Source organism: Spirosoma pollinicola (genome assembly GCF_002831565.1).
GTDB lineage: Bacteria > Bacteroidota > Bacteroidia > Cytophagales > Spirosomataceae > Spirosoma > Spirosoma pollinicola.
Genome location: NZ_CP025096.1, coordinates 1447290 through 1470814, shown reverse-complemented (window position 1 = coordinate 1470814; position 23525 = coordinate 1447290). Strand labels below are relative to the sequence as shown.

The 23525-nt window shown below is 48.3% G+C and carries 12 protein-coding genes; 7 read left to right on the top strand and 5 right to left on the bottom strand.

From position 1 onward, the window contains the following. Positions 1–433 precede the first annotated feature (433 nt). Positions 434–3595 carry a cellulose binding domain-containing protein gene (locus tag CWM47_RS06290; RefSeq protein WP_157815914.1) on the top strand — a complete coding sequence of 1054 codons (3162 nt, stop codon included), beginning with the start codon at positions 434–436 and terminating at the stop codon, positions 3593–3595. Between the two features lie 376 nt (positions 3596–3971). Here the strand turns inward: CWM47_RS06290 and CWM47_RS06285 are convergent, their stop codons facing one another. Further along, positions 3972–4421 (bottom strand): hypothetical protein, encoded by a 450-nt coding sequence (locus CWM47_RS06285; RefSeq protein ID WP_100987174.1) that lies wholly within the window; start codon positions 4419–4421, stop codon positions 3972–3974. Between the two features lie 131 nt (positions 4422–4552). After that, positions 4553–5104: an RNA polymerase sigma factor gene (locus CWM47_RS06280; protein ID WP_100987173.1), complete on the bottom strand. Its 552-nt coding sequence runs from the start codon at positions 5102–5104 to the stop codon at positions 4553–4555. 310 nt (positions 5105–5414) lie between these two features. On the opposite strand from CWM47_RS06280, the gene CWM47_RS06275 reads away from it, so the two are divergent. Next, entirely contained in the window at positions 5415–5693 is a 279-nt protein-coding gene (locus tag CWM47_RS06275; protein ID WP_100987172.1) for a hypothetical protein, read from the top strand. 142 nt (positions 5694–5835) lie between these two features. Here the strand turns inward: CWM47_RS06275 and CWM47_RS38040 are convergent, their stop codons facing one another. Further along, positions 5836–5997: a hypothetical protein gene (locus tag CWM47_RS38040; protein ID WP_157815913.1), complete on the bottom strand. Its 162-nt coding sequence runs from the start codon at positions 5995–5997 to the stop codon at positions 5836–5838. A 500-nt stretch (positions 5998–6497) separates the two neighbouring features. Between CWM47_RS38040 and CWM47_RS06265 the strand changes: the two genes are divergently transcribed. Next, positions 6498–6968: a LexA family protein gene (locus CWM47_RS06265; RefSeq protein WP_100987170.1), complete on the top strand. Its 471-nt coding sequence runs from the start codon at positions 6498–6500 to the stop codon at positions 6966–6968. Then, a complete protein-coding gene (locus CWM47_RS06260; RefSeq protein ID WP_100987169.1) occupies positions 6952–8235 on the top strand; it encodes a Y-family DNA polymerase in 1284 nt (427 codons plus the stop codon). Before CWM47_RS06265 ends, CWM47_RS06260 begins: the two co-directional genes overlap by 17 nt. A 291-nt stretch (positions 8236–8526) precedes the next feature. On the opposite strand, the gene CWM47_RS06255 is transcribed toward CWM47_RS06260, so the two are convergent. Then, a complete protein-coding gene (locus CWM47_RS06255) occupies positions 8527–8760 on the bottom strand; it encodes an energy transducer TonB (RefSeq protein WP_170069412.1) in 234 nt (77 codons plus the stop codon). Between the two features lie 715 nt (positions 8761–9475). Here CWM47_RS06255 and CWM47_RS06250 point away from each other — a divergent pair. The 3 genes from CWM47_RS06250 to CWM47_RS06245 all read left to right on the top strand — a co-directional run bounded on the left by CWM47_RS06250 (position 9476) and on the right by CWM47_RS06245 (position 10736). Then, on the top strand, positions 9476–9838 hold the full coding sequence (locus tag CWM47_RS06250) for a hypothetical protein (RefSeq protein ID WP_100987167.1): 363 nt from the start codon (positions 9476–9478) through the stop codon (positions 9836–9838). 459 nt (positions 9839–10297) lie between these two features. Continuing rightward, a complete protein-coding gene (locus CWM47_RS40635) occupies positions 10298–10495 on the top strand; it encodes an IS1/IS1595 family N-terminal zinc-binding domain-containing protein (RefSeq protein ID WP_449448546.1) in 198 nt (65 codons plus the stop codon). A 43-nt stretch (positions 10496–10538) separates the two neighbouring features. Then, positions 10539–10736, top strand: a complete 198-nt coding sequence (locus tag CWM47_RS06245) for a hypothetical protein (RefSeq protein ID WP_100987166.1) — start codon at positions 10539–10541, stop codon at positions 10734–10736. Between the two features lie 409 nt (positions 10737–11145). On the opposite strand, the gene CWM47_RS06240 is transcribed toward CWM47_RS06245, so the two are convergent. Further along, a complete protein-coding gene (locus CWM47_RS06240) occupies positions 11146–23034 on the bottom strand; it encodes a hybrid non-ribosomal peptide synthetase/type I polyketide synthase (RefSeq protein ID WP_100987165.1) in 11889 nt (3962 codons plus the stop codon). Between the last annotated feature and the right edge of the window lie 491 nt (positions 23035–23525).

Genomic DNA, 23525 nt, shown 5'->3' with positions numbered 1-23525 from the left:
ACACCCCAGAATTAGTATTTCACATAACATCTTCCTGCATTTCATCTCTTCTTTGTTCAAGAAGAGATGATTTAATTAATTCCAAGTAACTAAAGTAGTATTTGTCCTTTATGAATAATGGAAAATATTTTCATTATTCATAAAGGACAAATACTACTGTTTATGAAGCCTATTGTTATCATACTTAAACACGTGTCCCCAAGGGCTTCTTACCCGATTGATGAGTGGTAATTGGGCAAGGATACCCGAAATCATCAGCATCCGGATGAGTTTACTACGCGCAACGAACTGCCTTATCTATAACTCTTGCGTGAATGATGAGCCATAATTCGGCCCTTACCAAGTACAAATTAAATCCTGGGCATAAACTGACCAGGTGATTGTCAAACAAAAGACCAATTACCCTTTCGTTCATTTTAAAACTAAATCAACTATGTCAATTTCTACTCTACCTCAAACACGACTTGGGAATCCATTATCTCGATTTCTAAGGTGGATTGGTTCATGGATAAACGCACCACTAAACCTTGGGGCAATACCAGCCCTTTTATTGAGTCTGCTAACTGTTTTGTTGACCTTAACCAGTGTAAGCGCTCAAACAAAGTATACGGCTGATTTTTCGACCCAGCCTACGATTGATAAATATGGCTTTGCCGATGACTGGCCCTGGAACTCAACGGTTACCATCAACTTAGGGGGCGTAGAGTATCTCATTACCGATGCGATCAATGGAAGTTATACCTGGAATGGGTCAGCCATCGTCTATTCCACGGCAGGAGACGCTAATCCGCGTATTAAGCGTAAAGATGGTCAGCCATTTAATTTTTATGGGGTCAAACTTCAGTATACGAATTATAAGGACCCTGTTTATTATACTTATCCATTTTTAACTATTCAGTATTCGACAACAGGTAGTGCGCTGGCGGATGAGAAGTATGATGCCGACCAAACGGTTACGGTTGCTAAACCAAATGGCGTCGGCGTGACGCAGGTCGTATTAGCCTTTCACGGACTAAATACGCTAACCCTGGACGATTTAGTGGTTGGCCCAACAGGCGCGGTAACGAGCGTTGCGCCAACGGTGCTAACCAGCGCGGCCAGTGGTATCGGTACAACCATTGCCACATTGGGGGGCAACGTGACGGCCGACGGCGGAGCAAGCGTCACCCAACGCGGGGTCGTTTACAGCACGACCAATGCTACGCCCACCACCAGCGACACCAAAGTGGTCATAGGCAGCGGTACCGGCACCTTTAGTCAATCTATTACCGGGCTCACCTCATCAACAACCTACTACGTGCGTGCCTATGCCACTAATTCAGTGGGCACCAGTTATGGAAGCCAACAGACTTTCGTTACCCTGCCACCCGCACCAGCCTTTATCCGGCAACCGGTGACGACCAGCGCTTGTACGGGTAATACAGCTGCGTTTACCGTGACGGCGAGTGCTGCCACGAGCTTCCAGTGGCAACAGTCAGCAAGCGCAGACTTTGCCAATCCGACAACGGTTGCTCCAGGTAGCACCATCATCACGACCGGTACGTCTAGCACTCTAACTGTTTTGGCTTCCTCTTCGTTAAATGGCGATTACTTTCGAGCTGTAGCGTCTAATGTTAGTGGAAATGTTAATTCAAGCACAGCTCAACTGACGGTCTTCACCGTAAACGAGCCCAGTGTCAAGAATGTGGCCTACTGTCAATTCACCACAGCCGATCCGTTAACGGCTACGGCCAGTGTCGGCAACAGCTTAACGTGGTACAGCGCGGACGGTTCGCGTCTGGCCGGTGCGCCCACGCCTTCGACCAGCATACCGACCACGACCACTTACTATGTCAGCCAGACCAACGGTTTCGGTTGCGAAGGGCCACGGGCTGCCATTACCATAACGGTCAATGCGCTGCCTACCGTCTCCATTAACGGTTTAGCTTCGGCTTACTGTCAGGATGCCGGAATCGTTACACTCAACGGCTCTCCCGCCGATGGGCACTTTACCCTGGATGGTACCCCGGCTACCAACTTCAATACAGCCAGTCTGCCCTTAGGCCAGCATACCACAGTATACAGCTATACCAACACCAACGGCTGCGTAAACTCAACCAGTCAGACCATCACCATCAAGGCCACACCCACTGCGCCTAGCCTGGTAACGGCCAGCGGTCAGCCTTTTCCTGTTGGCGTCAGTAACCTGACGGCTAGCCAGAATACGGGGTCGGTTATTCTCACGGTTGGCGGATGCAGTGGCGGCACTATTACTTGGAACGGGGGTAACAGCACTACCCTGGCCGTTTCCACCAGTACGTTAGGCATCCAAACCTATACGGCCACCTGTACCCAGAACGGTTGTATCGGTCCGGTAGCCAGCTTCCTGCTCACGGTCGTACCCACCAGCCTGAGTGTACTCCACCGTGACCAGGATTACGGCAACACACAAAACAACATTATCAAGCCCTTTCTGGAATTGGCCAACGCGGGTAGCCAGGCTATTCCCTACAGCGAGGTGACTGTGCGTTACTGGTTGACTTCCGAAGGCAACGCCCCTGCGACCAACTTTGCCGTTTACTACGCTCCCCTGGGCGCGGTGAACATGCGGTATGTAATGCTTGCCCAACCCCGGCAAGGGGCCTTTGGTTATGTCGAGTATAGTTTCCCTGGCGGGGGTAGTCTGCCCATGAACGGTAACTCGGGGCCCATCGAGAACGGCATCCAGAAAACCGACGGCTCTCCCTTCAACGAGAGCAACGACTACTCGTATCAGGGAAATTATGCGAATTATACACCCAATAGCCACATTACGGCCTACCGCAACGGGGTCATTGTCTGGGGGCAGGAGCCAACGGTGGTAACTTCTCAGACCGCTGTGCAGGTCTACTCCGCAGCCATGGATAACCCGACGGCTTCCCAGATTAAGACCCGGGTGGAACTGCGCAATACGGGTAACGTGCCCCTTCCCGTATCGAGCCTCAAGCTGCGCTACTATTTCACTTCGGACAATGGTCAGCTAGCCAACGTGTACGTGGACTATGCCGATATGGGGACTGCTAACGTTCAGGCCCGGGTGATGCAGTTAGCTTCACCGGTTAATGGAGCGGATAGTTACGTTGAACTGAGCTTCTCTGGTAATACGGGACAGCTCAATCCACTGAGCAGTTTGGGTTTTGTTGATTTCCGCCTAGTGCGCTCGGACTACGGCCTGTTTAACCAAGCCAACGACTATTCCTACGCAGCCAACTACGGCAATGTGGGATTGAACAATCACATTACGGCCTATCTTAACAATAATCTGGTGTTCGGTACACCCTCTTCGGGAGCGTCGGCTCGGATGATAGCTCAAGAGCCTACTTCGGTCTTGCAGGCCCATTTATTGGGTAACCCGGTGGTGGGCGATCAGGCAATGGTCGAGATTCGCGGAGCAGGCGGTCAATCACTAACGCTGAAATTAGTGGATCTACAAGGTCGCCCGGTGCATGAACTGCGAGTTGACCAGGCCGGTGATGTTGAGCAGGTGAGCATGCCCTTGGGCCAGAGTCGGGGAGCGCTGCTGCTCAGAATCAGTGGAGCTACTCAACAGCAAGTGCTGAAAGTAATTCGCCCTTAGCCAGTAGTAAACTTGATGTAATACCTACTAACGCCCGGGCCTTAACTGGTTCGGGCGTTAGTAGGATCCTGGATTGAATAACCGCAAGGATAAAACCAGACAACTATTAGGTTCGGCACACTCAATCGAACAACTTAACAAGGCTAGCCTTTTTCAGTGAGGTAGTGATAAAGTAAAAGCCCCGTCGTTATTGGCTAGTTAGGAGACCAGTCCATCGGCTGTTTTCTTAATTAGTTCGCCGGAGACAACCGCTACTGTGCCGTAAAGGTATTTTTTAACGCACCCACTTAGGTAGCTGTTAGGTAGGCCACCACCACTCGTGCGCTGTAAGACGAACCTCGATGATCATCACGTTAACGGAGTGTGATTGGCATTTTTATCGTCCAATAAGACTCCTGAATTGAGCATATTCTCCTGGACTCATTTCGTCGATGGTCAATGAAAACAGCCAGTCTTTGAGCTCTTTTCGCGCAAAGAAAGCGGCCTTCGTTTCGTTTGTCTGCTCCCTGGCTACAGCCAGCTTATACATTGACAGCAGATCGGCCAGCACCTGGGTGTAAGTCAGTACCAGCATAAAGATATGTCGGGGGTTGTTCTTGCTACCCCTACGCATGTAAGCATAATTATACCGTATGGCGTGCTTCGCAAGCTTTTCATTTTCCTGCACGCCGTAAGACAATAGCTTTCGAATGGCGGGGAAGATAAACACCAGTTCCTCCTGGGAGTAAACAGCATATTGAAGCTGACCCTGCAATTGGTTGTTTTTAGCCTGACCAAGGTAATGGTCAATGGCCAGTAGCTCTTTGGGGCTGATCAGTACGGTCATCTGATTGACGTCGTCTATCTGTGTTGAACACAGGGCTAAGAAAAGGGAACTAACAATTGAGGCCCAGTTGGACCCAGAGTCCACCGTTTTTCGACCAAGTAGTTGGTTGAGCAGATTTCCGCCAACAGACGCTAGCGCTTTGCCGCCGTCAAATAAAGCTGATGAGCTTTCTGTCTGGATCGTTTCAACCGCATCTTAACGGCACTCTCCTGAAGACCGAGCTGTTGGGCAATCTGCTGTATGGGCAGGCCCTGCTGATACTTCAGACGAAGCAGACTAGCCTCCATGGGAGAGAGTTGCTGGAGCGCCTGGTTAAGCAGTTGCAAACGCTCTTCTAAAGATTCCTTCTCCTGAATATCGGCGAACTGATACCCCTGTTGACCGTCCAGGTTTGACATCGGCAATCGCCTGGCGACTTTGATCTGGTCCAGGCAGTAGTTGAAGGAAATCGAGTAGAGCCAGGTAGAGAAAGTGGATTTCTCCTGAAAACGATCTAGTCGATCAAAGGTCCGAATAAATATATCGTGGGTGTAATCTTGGGCTTTTTCCGAGTCTTTAGTCATGGATAAACAGCGATTATAGACTTTTCCAACATAGCGGTTATAAAGCTCTTCGAAGCAGGCATTGGGATTGGTGGTAAAATGCTGGCGGATCAGGTCTTCGTCGTTGAGTTTAGTTTTCATCGTCTGAGTCGTGAATAAAATTCAGGTATATCAACAAGTTTCTGCTTGTCATTTATTGATACAAATTTGTTTCTATTACCCACACATTGAGAACTTGATTCGATGAACTGACCGTTTTACCCTTTTTTTGGTAGAAATGCTGCGGTATATCTGTTACATGAAGTGTAATGAACTAAAAAACAGTTGATTATATATTGATTAGATCATATTAATCTAAAGGCGGTGTTATGGCTAGGTCGGGGGCGTTGGGGCGGGCCTGTGGGCCCAGGGTGGGGAGCGTCTCTCTTTCATAGCTCACTAAGTCTCTCTTATGCGCTCGTTGTCTCTCGAAGCTACCGGCCATTATGTGGCGATTCACTGGTTTTTTTGTCTCATGTATATGTTCACACGTATCTACGACTGGCTCCTGGTCTCCCTGTTGAGACTGGCCTACTACCTGATTAAAACAACGATTCCAAGCCGGCCAACCCCTCAGAAAGAGAATATGGACGTTGATTGGTTAGGACTTATTGCTACGGGTTACGAGGGCAATGTGGCCAAATCGTTTATTTCCCCTGAATCCAGTTCTAATATTCATCTACGCCCTTAACGTTTTCCTGGGTAGTAGCGCGCCGTTCGTTCTGCTGGTCAATCTGAAACTGCTCGGGACTCTTGTTAGTATGGGCTTTCCGGCCAGCAAGTCAAGCATGGCGTGTGATTTGAACTCGACAACATCTCCATCTCATTTTCGTTCACGTCAGTAAGCTCAATGAACTGCATAAGAGTTTGCTGAGAGTCCTCCTGACTTGACTAGGAGTAAGCGTTACAACCGCACCCGCATAATAACCCTGCTCATACCCATTTACAAGACGAGTTACCCGCAGCCGGTCACCGGTAGAAATGACTGTTTTCATGGTCTGTAAAACCTTTGGTCGAAATGAATAGCTGATTGCTGCGAAAATTAAGGTATAGCTAAAAATCCTGATGCGATTTTAAGCATATATGGCTAAGTTTTAAGCTAAAATATATACTTACCTTGACGTTGTCACGAATTGATTCCAGCTTGTTAGTTGCGTTTATTACTGGTGATGGCAACTACACTCGCCTTCACTATTCAACCGAAAAACAAAATCTGCTAGCCATCACGCTGGGGAAAGTTATAATAAGGTATCCCCACCTGGTACGTGTGAGTAAGCATGCGGCCATAAACTATGATTTTGTAGCGAATTGGGAGCAAATAACTAAATGCTTATTCATTACCCTTAATCTGATGGGCTCTCGAACCGTCATTAAAGTATCCCGTCGAAACGAGGTTCAGGTAAAAAAAGAGTTAACGATACAAAACGCTATGCTATAGTTGCAATATATATAACAAAAGTATTATATAGCGGTTCAATATTAGAAAATCGCGCCCATGCTTGACACCATTGACTATTTACCTCCCGAAAACATCTTCTTAACTGACCCTACCCGGCGCAAAGATTTACCTTTTTTTGATATCGCTGTGCAGGCAGGCTTTCCAAACCCGGCGGATAATTTCATTCGCCAGCGTTTAAATTTACAGGATCTGTGCGTACTACATCCGGATAATACCTACTTCGTAAAGGCATCCGGAGAGAGTATGATAGGTGATTATATTTTCCCCGGCTCCATGCTGGTGGTCGACTCCACCCGGCCAATCGAAACGGGCATGGTGATTGTTATCTGGGTCAATGAGGGCTGGTGTGTCAAGCGTTACATCGACAAAAGCCCCATGATCATGCTGGAATCCAGTAACGAGAAGTATGCTCCCATGTATCTGCATCCGGATCGTGACCAGGTGGCGGTGCTGGGCGAAGTGACGTATATCATCTCAAAACCTCCCCGGTATGCTCGCCCTCGTTGATGCCAATTCGTTTTACGCCAGTTGCCACCAAATCTTCAGACCTGAGCTGGAAGGGAAGCCTATTATTGTGCTCAGCAATAGAGATGGAAATGTGGTTGCTAGAAGTGCCCAGGCAAAGGCATTAGGCATAAAAATGGGGCAACCGTTCTTCGAGACCAGAGAACTCGTTGACCAGCATGACGTAGTCGTTTTTTCATCAAATTATGAGCTTTACGGTGACATTTCCTCAAGATTGATGAGCCTGCTTACCCAATTTGCCCCTGACGTCGAGGTCTATTCAATTGATGAAGCGTTTCTGCAACTCGAAGAGTATACCGGCATTTACCCTTCCTATCAGGGCTTGGGCCTGTCTATTCGGGAATCCATGAAGCAATGGCTCAGGCTTCCGGTAGGAGTGGGTATTGGTCCAACCAAGACGCTGGCCAAAGTAGCCAACCGCCTGGCCAAAATAAAGCCAGAATTAAACGGGGTTTGTGTGCTGGATAGTCAGGAAGCAATAGACGAGGCCCTGTGGGGCTTTCCGATTGAGGATGTCTGGGGCGTTGGCGGCAAATCAGTCAGTAAGCTAAAAAAACAGGGTATCCGGACGGCCTATCAACTCAGAGAGGTGAACGACGACTGGATTCAACGCGTGATGACCGTCAACGGACTACGTCTGGTTCATGAACTGCGCGGGATGCCTTGTAAATTACTAGACGTAAATCCGCCACCCCGCAAGGCGATCTGTACCGAGCCGGGTTTTGGTAAAGTCATTCCCGATCTGGATACTATCACGGATGCCCTGACGGTCCACCTGTCAAGAATCTGCGAGAAGCTTCGTAAACAGGAATCACTTTGTGGAACGGTCACGGTATGGCTTCGAACCAACCCGCACCGGAGAACGCCCGGCAACTTTCTGCCTGCCAAGCAGTACAGCAACAGTGTTACCGTTCGGCTTCCTCACCCTACCAGTTCCACCCTGGAGATCATTAAGTATGCCGCATCGGGCTTGAAAGCAATCTTTAAGTTTGGCTATAATTACCAACGGGTGGGCATTATGCTGACGGATCTGGTACCTGCTGATTACCGGCAGATGGGCGTATTTACCCAGGGTCCGGATGAGCGGCTGATCAGACTCTCGGCCGTCATTGATAAGGTAAACAAGCGGTATGGTCAGGATAAACTTCGCCTGGCCTCCCAGATGTACAACCCCGAATGGCCAATGAAACCCTCGTATCTCTCACCCCGGTATACGACCCGTTGGGAAGACATCTTGGAAGCTCATTAGCTAAGGCTACTTAAGCGCAATTGCTTTATTACTTCTCATGCGCTTGGCAGTCGACCTATAAATATAGACTACTTTTTATAACCTAAGATACAAGTAATTATTATTCATATGTAAATATAATTAAACTTTAAGTATGTAAACTGATTTGGATCGGAATCCAATTATATACGGAAGATCTTCCGAATCGTACGGCACAGGCCGCCCTGACAATTCGCCACGACTTCGCTCTGGCATCTGCTAACTGGACTTACTACCTTTTAGTAGACACTACGTCAGGATTACTCAGTCTGATTACAAGTCAAACGGAATCGGCAGATTGTATCGACAGGCAACGACTGAGCCATTCACTTTACCCGGTGTCCAAGCAGGCATACGTTGAACAAGTCGAACGGCTTCCGCATCTAATTCTGAATCTAAGCTTTTCAAGACACGAGCCTCTTCAATGCCGCCCCGCTCATTGACAATAAAGTTAACAAACACTTTCCCTTCTTTCTGGGCTTGGCGAGCAGCCTGGGGATACTTCATGTTCTGCCGTAAATACGTTCCAAACGGGTTCATACCACCCGGAAATTGAGTTGGCTCTGAACGACAGTAAAGATTTTACGAACAGGGACTGAGTTCGAATCTAGGGTAGTTTGTTGGGCTTGAGCCGAAAGAGTAAGACCGCTAATTAGTGCGCAAGTAGGCATGGCAATAAACGTTTCTAGTTGAGATCTACCCGTGGCAAAGCCGTGTTCAAACGTAATCATTCCCACAAAACCAAGGCCGTATTTTTGAGGTAGTGGCCATTTGATTAGATATCTATACTTGTTCGGCCTTCAATTGGTCGGATACGATACTATGTAGGCCGATGATATTGAGCCAGGTATACCGGCGTAAACTGAGCCACCTGTGGATAAGTGGCGTGAAGAATAAATGCCCAAATGAAGCCTGCATTGGGTGAAGCAGGTAGTTAACCGAATCGGGTACAACCGCCGACGGAACGCCCAAGGTCGGCACATTAGGTTGCAACTACCAAAGCGGGCCAGCCTTTTTGTCCGGTCCGAAGGATACCAGTACCTCAACTTTCAATACTTGGCTGCTGATTGGGTACACCGGGTGAAGAATCCAGTGTTTCTGCCAACCTGTCAGCGGGTTTATATATGATAGAAAATGCATAATAAATCCATGAAGCGCTCATTATGGCTTTATTACTTTTATCTTACTGCTTATATTTCGATTGTAAAATAAACCTAGCTGTATGGACTCGGAAGAGACCGAAGCCTTTATTCGAGGATTGGCTTATGAATGGGCAAAAGTTGAATTACCCTCCGGTGGATTAAACTATGCTGATTACCTTGAAGCCATTACTGGCCTTGATCTTGAGACCGATGATCTGAATCGGACGAGTCTTATTTTCAGGGCTATCATTAACCAGGCTAAAGCATTGGCATATTCTTCAAGATGGGTTAAATCAGAACTAAAATTTGAGACGCAGGCAGAAGCCATTGGTGACCGGGCCAGATGGCTTCGAGTGCATATTGCAATCAATGGCGCTAGTGATGATTCATTAGATTTATACATGATTCGGGCGAACCGGTTTGTATTAACTCTTATCGATTGATATGATCATCGAGATAACGTCATTAATAGGGACGGTAAGCGAGTAATTTTCTATCAAGCATGTTAGCTATGACTAACAAATCAACTTTAGCAATCTTCGCCAGTAAAACACCAAATCAAAAATATTATATACTTTATTTTCAAGTTTTAGCAAAAAAGCAGAGCGAATCAGGGTTAGGCTTAGAGGCTCAGCGTGCCTAAATTAACAACTTTTATAGAGACAAACCGGATCTGACGGAATTAAAAGACATCCGCAGTGGTGAGACGACCGCTGAACGGCACGAGCATATTGATGCATAGGAAAGAACAGGCCAAATTAGTGATAGCTAAGATTGCTCGATTAAGTCGCAACACGGAAAATGCACTTTTTACTTATCAAGAATTGAGTGAACGTTTAAAGAGTTGTGACATTCCAAATCTGGGTAGTGGCCTAACTGCGTTGAATGACGCAGCTTTGTGAATAGTCTTCGAAGCGGTTTCTTGCAAACATTGTGGGCAAACTCAACACGTCAAACGGTATGGCACTACCCGTGCTGGTACCCAACGCTACCAATGCTTTGACTACGGCCGAATCGCCCCGGCGCCCCGGCCGCAGTCAAACTTATACCCACAAGGCCCGGGACCCCCTGATCAGAGAGCAGATCACCGCTGCGTTTGACGGTCCGCATCTGTTCACTTTTGGTTGACGACGTACATTAAACATGCAGACGCTCAGTTCACTCAATAGCTATTCCGTTTTAAAATTAGATAAAGTGTATGGCGATCAAGCTTACAATAGTTTTTTTGCCCAGACCCTAGCCGAGTGGAGCATCGATTTTGAGCGGGCTTCACGTCCCGAAACAGCTCGGGGTGTTGTCCCTGTAGACAAACAGTGGGTAGTAGAAAGGACTATTGCGTAGACGAATTTCTACCGGCGTGTTGTCAAGGATTATTAATACACCATATCATCTTCGGTAAGTTGGCCATATTTGGCCAACGTTCAAGTCAGGCTACAACAGATTGACAATTAATGCCAAACATAATTTCCTAGCATGTTATACATAATAAATTGTAGCCTATTTTATTACCTCAGATTTTGGTTCAGAGGTATTGGGCTTCTAGGAGCGAACTGCTGCTTACAATTATTAACCTGATCAGCATACAATCCTTGTTATTTGGTAATGATAGCCGATGTTTTTCTTTTTGAGGATTTTCCAGATTCTGGAAGACCTTAAGCAGTTGATATGCATTTATCTTTGTTGTTCATAAGGTCAAATTTAGGCTTGCCATCTAAATCAGCAATTGATCTTGAGCCTGGTCCTACAATACTCACAGGCGTTCATTCAAAACTTTCTGGAGAACACGTGCAATTTCCTTGTCGTTCGGCGGACTAAATAAATTAGCATGGTCGCCCGGTACTTCATGAATGTTAATTCCTTTCAAGGCTAAGGGTTTCCAACCAAGAAACTCGAAGTCTTTCCAGTAATACATCCGCTGTTTGGCTCGGAATAAGTCAATAGTTATCTCTTGGGGAGAGAAACGGTACATACGGGCGGCTACATGATTAGCTTGATAAACTCTATAATTATTGCCGTAAAGCACTTTAAAATAGTCCTCTCTGTGCTTTAGCTTATTTTGAAAACTAGTTACTCTTCGCTTTACTGACTCTTTTTTGTAACTAATTGTTCCTCGGAAATCTTTCTTCAACAAAACAAAAGTGTATAAATATTTTTTTATTCCATACACCAAATTATTCCATTGCTTAAACAGCCAGGGATCAAAATAATTAGACTGATCGACATGTGTATCAAATAGAGCCAGCAACTTTACTTCTTTGCCCCTTTCGAGCAGTTGTCTACTCATCTCATACGCTATTATTCCGCCAGATGAGTAACCTGCCAGGGCATAAGGTCCATTGGGATTTTGTCTTGTAATAGCGTCTATGTAATGGGCGGCAATATCATCAATGCTGGTTAATGGTTCATCCAAACCGTTTAACCCTTTTGCTTGCAAACCAAAAATAGGCTGTTCAGGATCTAGATGAACCGTTAATGCATTGAATAATAATACATTCAAACCCGCCCCATGTACTATATAAAGAGGAATTTTATTGCCTTTAGGCCGTATTGGAACGAGTGAGTCCCAATTCACAGAATCCGCATTCACTTGAAGTAGCAAAGCTAACTTCTCTATGGTCGGGTGTTCAAGCAAAGCCGCTAATGGTAATCGTTTACCAGTTTCCTTCTCTAAACGGACCATGATATGAAGGGCAATCAGCGAGTGCCCACCCAATTCAAAGAAGTTATCGAATACGCTTATTTTCTCTAATTTTAAAAGGTCGGTCCAAACCGCCATTACCAGCTTTTCCGAGTCGTTACGGGGGCCAACGTACTCGTCTTCTCGTACCGATTTTCCTAAATCAGGAGCGGGCAGTGCCTTCCGATCGATTTTACCATTCGGCGTTAGGGGCAGTTTCGCCAGGACAACGAACTGAGCGGGCACCATGTAGTCTGGCAAAAATGTCTTTGCTTGTCGTTTCCACTCTTTAATTTGCTCTGGAGAAGTAACCTGATCAGCTTTGAATGGATTCCTGACGTAATCCGTTGCGGATCCACAGTCTAGTTTGGAGAATGAGGGCGGGGCGGGAATAACGTTTTTAAGATGGCTGGGAATAAAAACGACGTCGAAGAGCTGGTCGGCTCCGTCGTTAGCCCACCGCACGTACGTTTTGAAGCCGAGCGTTTCGCCCACTTTTCGGAAAACGTCCGGATCAATGCCTTCGGCAACGACCTGGATTTGTTGCTTCATATCGGTCAGCGACAAGTTCTCATTTAGAGTCTCTACCGCCTGAAACTGGGCGTAGTCCAACGCAGTACGCTGGTTAGCCACTCCTTTCAATTCCGTCACTTGGTGAAGATTTGCCCGTAGTTCCCGCTCTAGAACACTTATTTCATAATCCTGGGTCCACAGAATGGGCCGGTCCACATTGACAATCTGGGGCGATTCGCCAATGTAAAGCCAAACATCGTAGTGGTATTTGGTCGCTTCGTTACTATATTTCCCTTCACGGAGTTGAACGTCGACACCTTTAATCGCTGGTATCAGTTCAGGAAGCCGGTAAAAGAAGGCCGTATCGGCCATCATCTCGTCCTCGAGGAAAATCCGCCGGTCGATCACCTGCTTGAATTTTCGAAGGGTCGTGTCCGGTGCTGATCGCGTAATCTGATCCGCTATGTGAAGCATTTTCAGGGTGCTTTTCGTCTGCATGTCGCCGATGAAAATACAGCCGCCTTTGGCCACTACAGTAGTGGCTTCCTCAATGACCCGCAACAGGTAATCCACATCCGGAAAGTACTGGGCCACACTGTGCATCAGAACCATGTCTAACGGTTCCTTCACCAAGGAAAAATCACTCGCCGGAGCTGTAGCAACGGTCACATGCTGCCAGCGTTCTGGCTGAACGGCCATTTTCTGCCGGACGGTATTAATGGCCGACTCAGCATAGTCGGTACCAATGTACTGGTCGACGTCGGGAGCCAGTGCAAAAAGCAGTGGCCCAACTCCGCAACCTACTTCCATAATACGTTTTGGATTCAGTGCCCGAATGCGTTTCAGCGCCTGCCCTTCCCATTCCTTAACTTCAACGTTGAAGGTGTCCCGGCCGCTAACCTGCGCTGTTATCCCTTCACCCGTGCGATAAATTCGATCCCACTGGTCGTGCCAACTAGGCACTTCGTCGCTATGCACGATCGACTCTGGCACAACGTACGCTACTAATTGCTGGTCGCCCGGATGGTCTTCCCGCGCCACGACCACCGCTTCCTTCACGCCATTGAATGTATTCAGTGTATTCTCGATTTCGCCGAGTTCAATCCGGTAGCCCCGCAGCTTAACCTGGTTGTCAATCCGGCCTAAGCACAGGATCTCGCCATTTGCCAAGAACTTACCCAGATCGCCTGTGCGATACATTTTTCCCGTTCCTGACTCGCCGAACGGGTTTTTGATAAACCGCTGGACGGTCAACTCCGGCCGGTTAAGGTAGCCTTGAGCAACGCCGTCACCGGCGAGGTAAATTTCGCCTTCGATACCTTCGGCAACCGGCCTGAGCGAGGGGTCCAGCACGTAAACCTGAGTATTGTGGATTGGACGGCCAATGGTGATAATTGGATCACTGGCTAAAATCTGTTTACCCGTTGAGTAGATGGTCGTTTCCGTTGGGCCGTACATGTTCCAGAGGGTGCGACAGCGAGGAATCAGCTTTTGGGCCAAATCCTTCGACATCGGTTCTCCGCAGCACAGAATGTTTAACGCCGACCCACCGGGGGTGGCCGGCGGCTGCCAGTCCGCGTCCAGCATCATTTTATAGGTGGCCGGCGTTGCCTGCATCAACGTAATGGGCTGCTCCCGGATGATTTCGACCAAAGCCCGCCCATCCTTGGCCGTTTCAGCATCGGCCAACGCCACGGTAGCCCCCGCAATTAGGGGCAGAAATAGTTCTAAGCCCGCAATATCAAATGAAATCGTGGTGACAGCCAGCAGTACGTCGTCCGGGCCAATGCCGGGCTCGGCACACATGCTCCATAACAGATTGACAATGTTGCGGTGCGTAATCAATACACCCTTGGGTTTACCGGTCGAACCGGACGTGTAAAGTACGTAAGCCAGATCATCACCCGAAACCGAAACGTCGGGTTTTGTTTTCGGACACTGAGCCGACTCGGCCAGCCCATTCTCAAGCAATACCTGCGCCGTTGCGCTGGCTAACCGGCTGCTGTGCTTTTCGGACGTGATAAGCAATTTAGCCTCCGAATCGGCCAGCATGAACTGGATACGGTCCTGAGGATACGCGGGGTCAAGGGGAATGTAAGCCGCACCGGCTTTCATAATAGCCAGCAACGTCATTAGCATGTCGGGCGACCTATCCAAGGCGACACCAATTAAGTCGCCAACCCGGATGCCTCGCTGCACGAGGTAGTGGGCAAGCTGATTCGCCCCTTCATCCAAAGCCTGGTAGCTCAGTTGTTGCCCATTACACGTGACAGCCGTTTTAGCCGGATACAGCGTTGCGGTTTGAGCAATCAGTTGGGGCAACGCCACCTCGCGGGGATAATCGGCAGCGGTCTGGTTCCACTGCGCCAGTTCCGCCAGTCGTTGGGGATCGTATAAGACCCGCACCGCGCCGATGCGGACAGACGGATCGACAACTAATGCCCTGAGCAGTTGCTCAAATTCACGCATCAGGCGGTCAATGGTAGACGCCTTGAATAGCTGCGTGTTATAAGACCACTCCAATGTCAGTACCGATTCGGCATCAGTAACGTTCAGGAACAGCTCGAAGTTTTCGTACTTGCGCGGATTACTGGTGATTTGGTAGGTAAGTCCAGCGTAGTTTACGCCAACTGCCTTACCCATGTCGATATTGAAGATCACCGGTACTAAGGGCACTCTCGACGGGTCACGGGTTATGTTCAGTTTCTTCAGCAAACTACCGAAGGTGATCTGCTGATGTTCGTATGCATCGAACATCGCCGTTTTACGTTGCTTCAGGTAATCCACAAAACGCTCATCGGGTTTTACGTGGCTCCGCAGAGGCAGCATGTTAACGAAGTGACCCACCATGCGGGTTTTTCCCGTAAACGACTGCCCGGCGGCCGGTAAGCCCAGCACTAAATCCTGCTGGCCAGTCAGCCGATGCAGAAATACTTCAAAAGCCGCCATCAGCGTCGTTACGAAACTGGTGCCGGCCCCAACACCCATCTGCTTGATGGCCGCCACCAGTTCCGGGTCGACTGCGTAGTCGATTCGATGCCCCTGGTAGGTTCGCGTTGCCGGGCGGGGCCTGTCCACCGGCAGGTTAAGGATAGGTACGTTACCAGCGTACTGGCTGATCCAGAACTTTTCAACTGGCTCGTAGGCTTCGCTCTGCACGAACTGAGCTTGTTCGATCGCGTGTTGAGCGTACGACGGGGCCGGGGTCAGTTCAGCCGAACTGCCTTGGTAATAGGCAGAGTAGAATTTACCCAAATCCTGCAAAATGACGTGTGTCGACCAACCGTCGGTGATAATATGATGACCCATCAGCACAAGGTAATGATCATCTTCCGACAGCCTGAGCAGGCTGGCCCGGAACAGGGGGCCGTTTTCTAAATCGAATACATGCTGCATTTCCCGATCGACGTAACCCTGGACCAACTGTTCAGGATTGGTTTCGTCGGAGAAGTCCTGATAAAGCAGGCCGCCAATCGGCTGGGCTAAGAAATAGATATGCTCCCCATTTGCACTGAAAACTGACCGCAGCGCTTCGTGCCGCTGGGACAGGGAATGCACCGCCCGCTCCATTGCCGAGCGACTAAGCGGTCCCCGGAAATGGATTGAATTGGATTCGTTGTAAGATAGGTTTGCGTCATTGCCCCCTAATTGGCAGGCCATCCATATTTCTAACTGCGGTTCAGTTATGGGGGCCAGGTGACTGATTTCGAGACCGGCAAACGGGTTGTAATCGACGACGGTTAAGTACGTTTCACTCCGAATAGCGTCGCCGTTATCCACCCGCTGGAACCGTCCCGACAAGTCTGGGGTGGGCATAAACCACCCTGGATTCCCATCCGGGTCCCGGCCCAGCTTCGCGCCGGACATGGGCGGTGAGTCGATGACCAGTTCGTCACGGGCCGCATCTGCCGATGGCCCAGTACCAGGGTTGAGGGCTGAAGAGGGTTTAAAGAAACCAGCTGCCATCATCTGGTGGGTACTTTCAATAAACAGGCTGATCACGCGGTCCAGTTCGGCGTCGGTGTGCGCTTCGGTGATGTAACAGGCGAAGCCGTCCCAAACGTGGACGCCCTTCTCACGCATCAGCGTAAAGAGTAGTTCGCTGTATGGGATTTCTTCTTTGTACTTGATTTTCCAGACCGAACCGAATTGCGCCACGTACATTGGCAACCCAAGCCGTTCAAATTCGGCATTCAGGGCATTCGCTACCCGCTCTCCCTTGGCGTTGAGTCCCTGCTGCAGTGCTGGCCCTTTTTCCTTCATATACGTCAGCGACGCCTTAGCCGTGGCCAGCGCCAGCGGATGTCGGACGAAAGTGCCCGCGAAATATGTGACGCCCGCTTCTGGAATCGAATCGTCGCCGTACTGCCAGGAACCACCGTCGAGCGCATCCATGAATTTTTTGTCGCCGGCGATGACGCCAATAGGAATGCCGGCCGCAATCACCTTGCCGTAGGTAGCCAAATCCGCCTTGATGCCGAACATAGCTTGCGCCCCACCGGGATGTATTCGAAAGCCCGTAATCATTTCGTCAAAAATCAGAGTTGTACCTGATTCCGCCGTAATGGTCCGGAGTTGCTTCATAAATTCAACTGGCCGGAATTCGGGCCGACGGCTCTGGACTGGCTCTACCAATACGGCCGCCAGTTCGCCCGCCCGTTCGCGAATGATGCGCAGGCTTTCGTCGGTGCCATAGTCCAGAATCAACATGTTCTGCACCGCTTCGGGCATAATTCCTGGTGCGGCCGGAAACGATTTTAATTTTTTGCTGCCCCGGACAATGACCTCGTCAACGATACCGTGGTACGACCCCGTGAAGGCCACAATTAGGGACCGGTTAGTCACGGTCCGTGCAATCCGCATCGCGCCCAATACTGCTTCCGAACCCGTGCTGCAAAGGGCAGCCCGGTCGAAACCCGTAAACTCGCAGAGGAGTTTACAAACTTCCCCAGCCAGAACGTGCTGCGGCCCAATTTCATACCCGTTAGTCGCCTGTTGCACCAGGGCATCAATGATGATTTGGGGCTGATACCCAAGCATATTAGAGCCGAACCCGCTCAGAATATCAATGTATTCGTTGCCATCAATGTCCCACAATCGACTCCCTTTCGACCGGTCAACAACGATCGGATAAACAATCTCTTTGGTCAGCGGCCGGAAGCCCGTAACGGCTCGTGGATCAGCCATGTAGGGTCGGTGCTCCTGCGTATAAGCTTTGCTACCCGCGGTTTTGGAGGTGTAACGTTGGGTAAGCTGCGCTAAAAATTCTTGCTGTTTCGGGGTAAGTTCGGTCGCTTGCCGCTCAATGCGGGCTCCCGCACCAAACGGTTTCTTGATCTCAGCCTCTTCTTCGGTGTTTAATGCGGCCTGCCCTGAGGATATGGGTTTATTAACATTTAAAACGGGCGGTGGCGTCAGAGGTGCCGTTACGATCGCAGACGTGAGACCACCGTTTTGCATTAGGACGATCTGGTTTTGCATTACGACGACCTGCTGTGACAGGCTTTGCAGTTGATGGCCCATCAGGTCCAGCATGGTCTGACTCTGAATCGGTGCGGCTCCGTTGCTGACGTATACCGGTACGGGAGTAGTCGGCATAGCGATCGGCTGAGCCGTTAGCTGAGCGATTGGTTTAGGCTGGTGAGGCTCGGCGGGCAAGGTCTGATCGAGATAATCAACGAGCGCATTCAGAGTAGCGTATTCTTCATTTAACTGCCGGAATGTGATGGCAATGCCAAGTTCTTTTTTGAGCGTTAAAGCAACTTGAGTCATTGAAAGCGAATCAAGTCCGATCTCGAGGAAGCTGGCTTCGGGCCTTACCCCTTCCAGATCAACACCAGATGCGTCTTCTAATATGTCTTTTAACCGATTGAGAATGTTAATTTTTCGCATGTTATCGTTGTGTGGACTGTCTTCCGTAACGGCCGTATCCAGCCTGAACTGATGCGCTGGTACGTGTACGTACCCACTGGGTGCTTCCAGCTTAGCCACCGGGGCCGGATCGACCCAATAGCGCGATCTATCAAAGGCGTAGGTTGGCAAACTTACCTTTACTCGACGCTGATCGGCGTAGAAAGCCTTCCAATTTGGTTCTAACCCGTTTAGCCACGTTTGGCCTAACGCATTTAATATTGATTCGTGATCAGTTTGCCCACCCTTTTTGTCTAAGCTGGTTAGTATGATTGCCTGTTGGGAGCCTGCCTGCTGATGGGCAAAGGTTGTCGCGGCATTGCCCGGTCCCACTTCCAGTAAAAGGGGTTTGTTCAGGGCGAAAATAAAGTCAAGCGCGTCGGCAAAATTGACGGTTAGCCGCAGGTGCTTGGCCCAATAAGTCGGATCGATAGCCTGTTCATCCGTCAGCCAGATGCCGCTGACGGATGATACGATTGGTTTCTGGGGACGGTTTAAGCGGACCTTCCGGACGACCTGCTCAAAATCACTAACGATTGGGTTCATCATGGCCGAATGAAAGGCATGACTCGTCAACAAGACTCGATTGGGAATTTCCTGTTCATCCAAGACAGTTGCGAAGGCAGCAATGTCTTCGTCATGACCGGCCACTACGCATAATTTATGACTATTTATGGCGGCAATCGACAACGGCTCGGGCATGAGCGCGCCGATTTTATCAGCTTCCAATCGTACTGAAAGCATACTACCACGGGGAAGTTCACTCACCAACTGACCACGAATCGCGATCAGCTTTAACGCATCAGCCAGCGTGAACACGCCGGCTAAATGAGCGGCTACAAACTCACCGATGCTGTGCCCGCAAAACGCAGATGGTTCAATCCCCCAGTTCATCCATAATCTGGCCAACGCATATTCGGTAACGAATAAGGCTGGTTGCGTGAAGCGCGTATTTTTTAAGCGTTCATCAGCCCCCCAGTTCGCGTCTTCAGGATAGATAATTTGCCGGATGTCTACGTCTAAATACGGGTGGAGTAAGTCCGCACACTCGTCGATGGCTTGCCGGTAGACTGGCTCGTTATCGTATAGTTCACGGCCCATGTTCAGATACTGCGAACCCTGGCCGGGAAATAGAAAGACAACTTCACTGGGTAGTTCCGTAACTGTTTTTAACTGCGTAAGAGAAACTTTACTGACCAGTAATTTTTCGGATAGCTCATCCCCCGTGGCCGCCAGTACAAATTGACGCTGATTGAAGTGAGCCCGGGTTGTTTGCAAGGTGAAGGCCACATCGGCTACGTCCAGATAACTGTTTTGCTGGAGGTGGTTGGCTAACCGGGTGGCATAGGCGTCACGGCTTGGTATCGACTTAGCCGACCAGGTGACAAGCTGTACCGGGCGACCGGTCACTGGTTGATCGGTCGTTACCACTTCACTTTCCTGCTGGCATTCCTCTAGCACAACGTGAACATTCGTACCCCCAACGCCGAACGAACTTACCCCTGCTCGTCGAATGGTGGCTGAATCCCAAGTAGTCAGGGCTGTGTTAACGTAAAAAGGACTATTCGCAAAGTCGATGTTCGGATTTGGATTTTTGTAAAATAAGGAGGGCGGAATTTGTTTATGACGTAAGCTCATGACAGTTTTTATGAACCCGGCCACCCCCGCAGCGGTGACTAAGTGGCCCATATTACTTTTAATGGAACCTACCGCACAAAACTGTTTTTTCTCCTGAAATCCAAAGGCTTTTTTCAATCCTTCTATTTCGATCGGGTCTCCTAATGGGGTGGCAGTACCATGGGCTTCCACGTAAGAAATAGAAGAAGGTGATACATCAGCATCTGCTATCGCCATTTTTATAGCCTCAGCCTGTCCTTCCGAACTGGGGGCCGTAAAACTTGCTTTATTTCCACCGTCATTGCTGACACCTACTCCCTTGATGATTGCGTAGATAAAATCGCCGTCCTCTTCCGCCTGCTTTCTACTCTTAAGTAACACTGCCCCGGCTCCATCGCTGAATACGGTTCCCTTTGCATCCGCATCAAACGCCCGGCAATGGCCATCATTATTCAGCATAGCCCCTTCCTGATACAGATGGCCACTATTGACGGGTGCTGTGATAATAGCTCCCCCGGCGAGCGCCATCGTACACTGGCCTGCCCGAATGCTTTCCACGGCCTGAGCAATGGCCAGAAGAGACGTAGAACAGGCCGACTGCACAGTTACCGCCGGGCCTTTTAAATTCAACGTATACGCTGTGCGGGAGGAAATGTAATCTTTATCATTGTAGGTCATTACCGGTAAGAGGCCGACTTTTTCGATCAACTCCGGATGGGATGCTACGTTATTCTGGTAATAGGAATTAAAGCGGCAGCCGGCGAAAACACCAACTGATCCGTTGTATTTTTCGGACGTGTAACCCGCATCTTCCAAGGCTTCCCAGGCGACCTCTAAGAATATACGTTGCTGTGGGTCCATTAACTCAGCCATTTTCGGGTTGATACCAAAGAAAAAAGCATCGAACTCATCGGCTTTATCGATTACACCACGAGCTTTTACATAATTTGCATCATCTTTTACAGGCTGAGATATACTTGAATCCAGTTCCTGATCAGAAAAGAACCGAATTGTTTCTTTGCCGTCTTTTAACACATCCCAAAGCTCATCAATCGTGTTAGCACCCGGAAAGCGTCCGGCCATACCAATCACCGCGATTTCATGAACAGAAGCACTAGTTTTGTGCTTCTGGGTAGCTAACGGAAGATTGTTTTCGTTTCTACCTTCCAAGAACCGAGCAATACCTTCGACGGTGGGAGACTGATATAAACTAGCAATTGGCAATCGGTAGTTATGCACCTCTTTCAGGGACGATACAGTTTTTATAGCCAGTAAAGAATTCCCGCCTAATTCAAAAAAATTATCATTTATCCCCACTCTATCAAGTTGCAGTAAGGAAGTCCAAAGCATGCAAATTTGCTTCTCCGTTGTTGTTTTAGGCGCTTTGTAAGGTACAGCTAACTCGGGTCGTTCCGACGATGCATTCAGCAGAGATTCCCGGTCTATTTTGCCGTGGAGTGTTAACGGCAGAGCGAGTAACTGTACTATAGAAGACGGAATCATGTGATCGGGCAACTTACTCTTCAAATATTGAGTAATGGCTACCGTAGTAAACTCCGCTTCAGGCACCACGTAAGCAACCAATCGCTTACCGCCAATTCCATCGTCCTTGGCTACTACCACAGACTGACGAACCGATAGATGCTGACTAAGTATGGTTTCAATTTCACCTAATTCAACGCGATATCCTCTAATTTTTACCTGATTGTCTGTTCTGCCCAGGTACTCTATATTTCCGTCTGGCAACCACCTCGCTAGGTCACCTGTCTTGTACAGACGTGAGCCTCTTTCACCAAATGGATTTACTATGAATTTTGCTGACGTTAATTCGGATTTATTTAAATACCCTCTGGCTACTTGTATACCACCAATGTGCAGTTCGCCCGGTAAGCCTACTGCAACTGGATTGTCAGATGCATCCAGAATGTATAACTGGGTATTTGGTAAAGGTTTGCCGATGGGCAGTTGTCCCTCATATTGTTTACGCCGATCGTATAGATGGTAGCTCACGTTTACCGTGGCTTCGGTTGGACCGTATTTGTTAAAAAAGTTAACATATGAGCTCCACTGCTCAGCTAGATCAGTTGAACACGTCTCCCCTCCTGAACAAACTCGCTTTAAGGTAGCATATAAGCGAGGTTTTATTCCTCTCAAAAAGGATGGAGTAGTCTGGAAGTGGGTAATTCCTACTTCTTCGATTATTCTATCTAGCTTGTCAGGGTCCAGTTGATCATCCTTGGAAATTAATACGACGCACGCCCCACTTATAAGCGGAACAAAGATTTGTTCAACCGAAGCGTCAAACGTGTAGTTAGCTAATACCAGTTGCTTGTCTGTGCTGTTGAACCCAAATATTTTTGAATAGCTGCTGATTTCATTGACTACTGATTGATGTTCAATCATGACCCCTTTCGGTAATCCTGTAGAACCAGAGGTATAGATTACGTAGGCTAAGTTACTGGGCATTAAAGAAATCTTAGGAAATACTTCCGATTCCTGCGATATAATTGCCCAATTTTTATCTATATCAATAAGCTCGAAATCTTCTCGACGCTCGGTTAATAATTTAGCAGAGTAACTATCCGTAAGTAAAATATTGGCTCCAATATCTGACAATAAGTATTCTATCCGATCTTTAGGATACTCCGGGTCAATAGGTACGTAAGCCCCACCTGCTTTTAATATTCCTACTATTCCAATGATCATCTTCAGTGAGCGATTGATACAAATGGGGACAAGTACCTCCGCTTCTACGCCATGTTTCTTTAAATAATTGGCTAACTGATTTGATTTGGCATCTAACTCTCGATAAGTAAGCTGCTGGTCTTCAAAAACTACAGCAACATTGTCCGGCGTGTTACGAACTTGCTCAGCGATTAGATCGACTACTGTTTTATTCTCTGTGTGGAAAGTTGTAACCATCGAGTGTTTAGCGCTTATTTTAAAATTATATTCTACAAATGTTGCCCGTTATCAATTGAACTATATCCTATGCATGATGGCATCGGAATGAGGCACACCACTGTGACTTTATATTCTTTGATGAGAATTACTATTTTAACTAAATAATGATAATAGAGAGCTATGTGTGAAATTAATTTACTTATACCGCTTTTCAAAGCCTACAGTTAACCAACAGATTAGGAAGGGTGTAAATCCCAAACGTTTAATAAATCAATAAATACTTAAATGTTTCATTACTAGCACTTTATTGCCATTTAATAAATTTTCGAAGTAAGTCTTGAACTCTAAACACGAACTTTCTCTATTGATGAGTTAATCAATCTATTAAGTGGATATATATGCTAAGGACTTGCTACCCTTAATTGGATCGTGCTTAACTATAAGGCCCGGTAGAAGACGCTTTTACCTCTTTCCTCAGGAAGTTTGGACGGGTTGACTCCCTGAGGCTA

Coding starts and splice junctions, on each gene's coding strand:
- CWM47_RS06290 (WP_157815914.1), top strand. CDS start 434: ATGTCAATTTCTACTCTACCTCAAACACGACTTGGGAATCCATTATCT.
- CWM47_RS06285 (WP_100987174.1), bottom strand. CDS start 4,421: ATGACCGTACTGATCAGCCCCAAAGAGCTACTGGCCATTGACCATTAC.
- CWM47_RS06280 (WP_100987173.1), bottom strand. CDS start 5,104: ATGAAAACTAAACTCAACGACGAAGACCTGATCCGCCAGCATTTTACC.
- CWM47_RS06275 (WP_100987172.1), top strand. CDS start 5,415: ATGCGCTCGTTGTCTCTCGAAGCTACCGGCCATTATGTGGCGATTCAC.
- CWM47_RS38040 (WP_157815913.1), bottom strand. CDS start 5,997: ATGAAAACAGTCATTTCTACCGGTGACCGGCTGCGGGTAACTCGTCTT.
- CWM47_RS06265 (WP_100987170.1), top strand. CDS start 6,498: ATGCTTGACACCATTGACTATTTACCTCCCGAAAACATCTTCTTAACT.
- CWM47_RS06260 (WP_100987169.1), top strand. CDS start 6,952: ATGCTCGCCCTCGTTGATGCCAATTCGTTTTACGCCAGTTGCCACCAA.
- CWM47_RS06255 (WP_170069412.1), bottom strand. CDS start 8,760: ATGAAGTATCCCCAGGCTGCTCGCCAAGCCCAGAAAGAAGGGAAAGTG.
- CWM47_RS06250 (WP_100987167.1), top strand. CDS start 9,476: ATGGACTCGGAAGAGACCGAAGCCTTTATTCGAGGATTGGCTTATGAA.
- CWM47_RS06245 (WP_100987166.1), top strand. CDS start 10,539: ATGCAGACGCTCAGTTCACTCAATAGCTATTCCGTTTTAAAATTAGAT.
- CWM47_RS06240 (WP_100987165.1), bottom strand. CDS start 23,034: ATGGTTACAACTTTCCACACAGAGAATAAAACAGTAGTCGATCTAATC.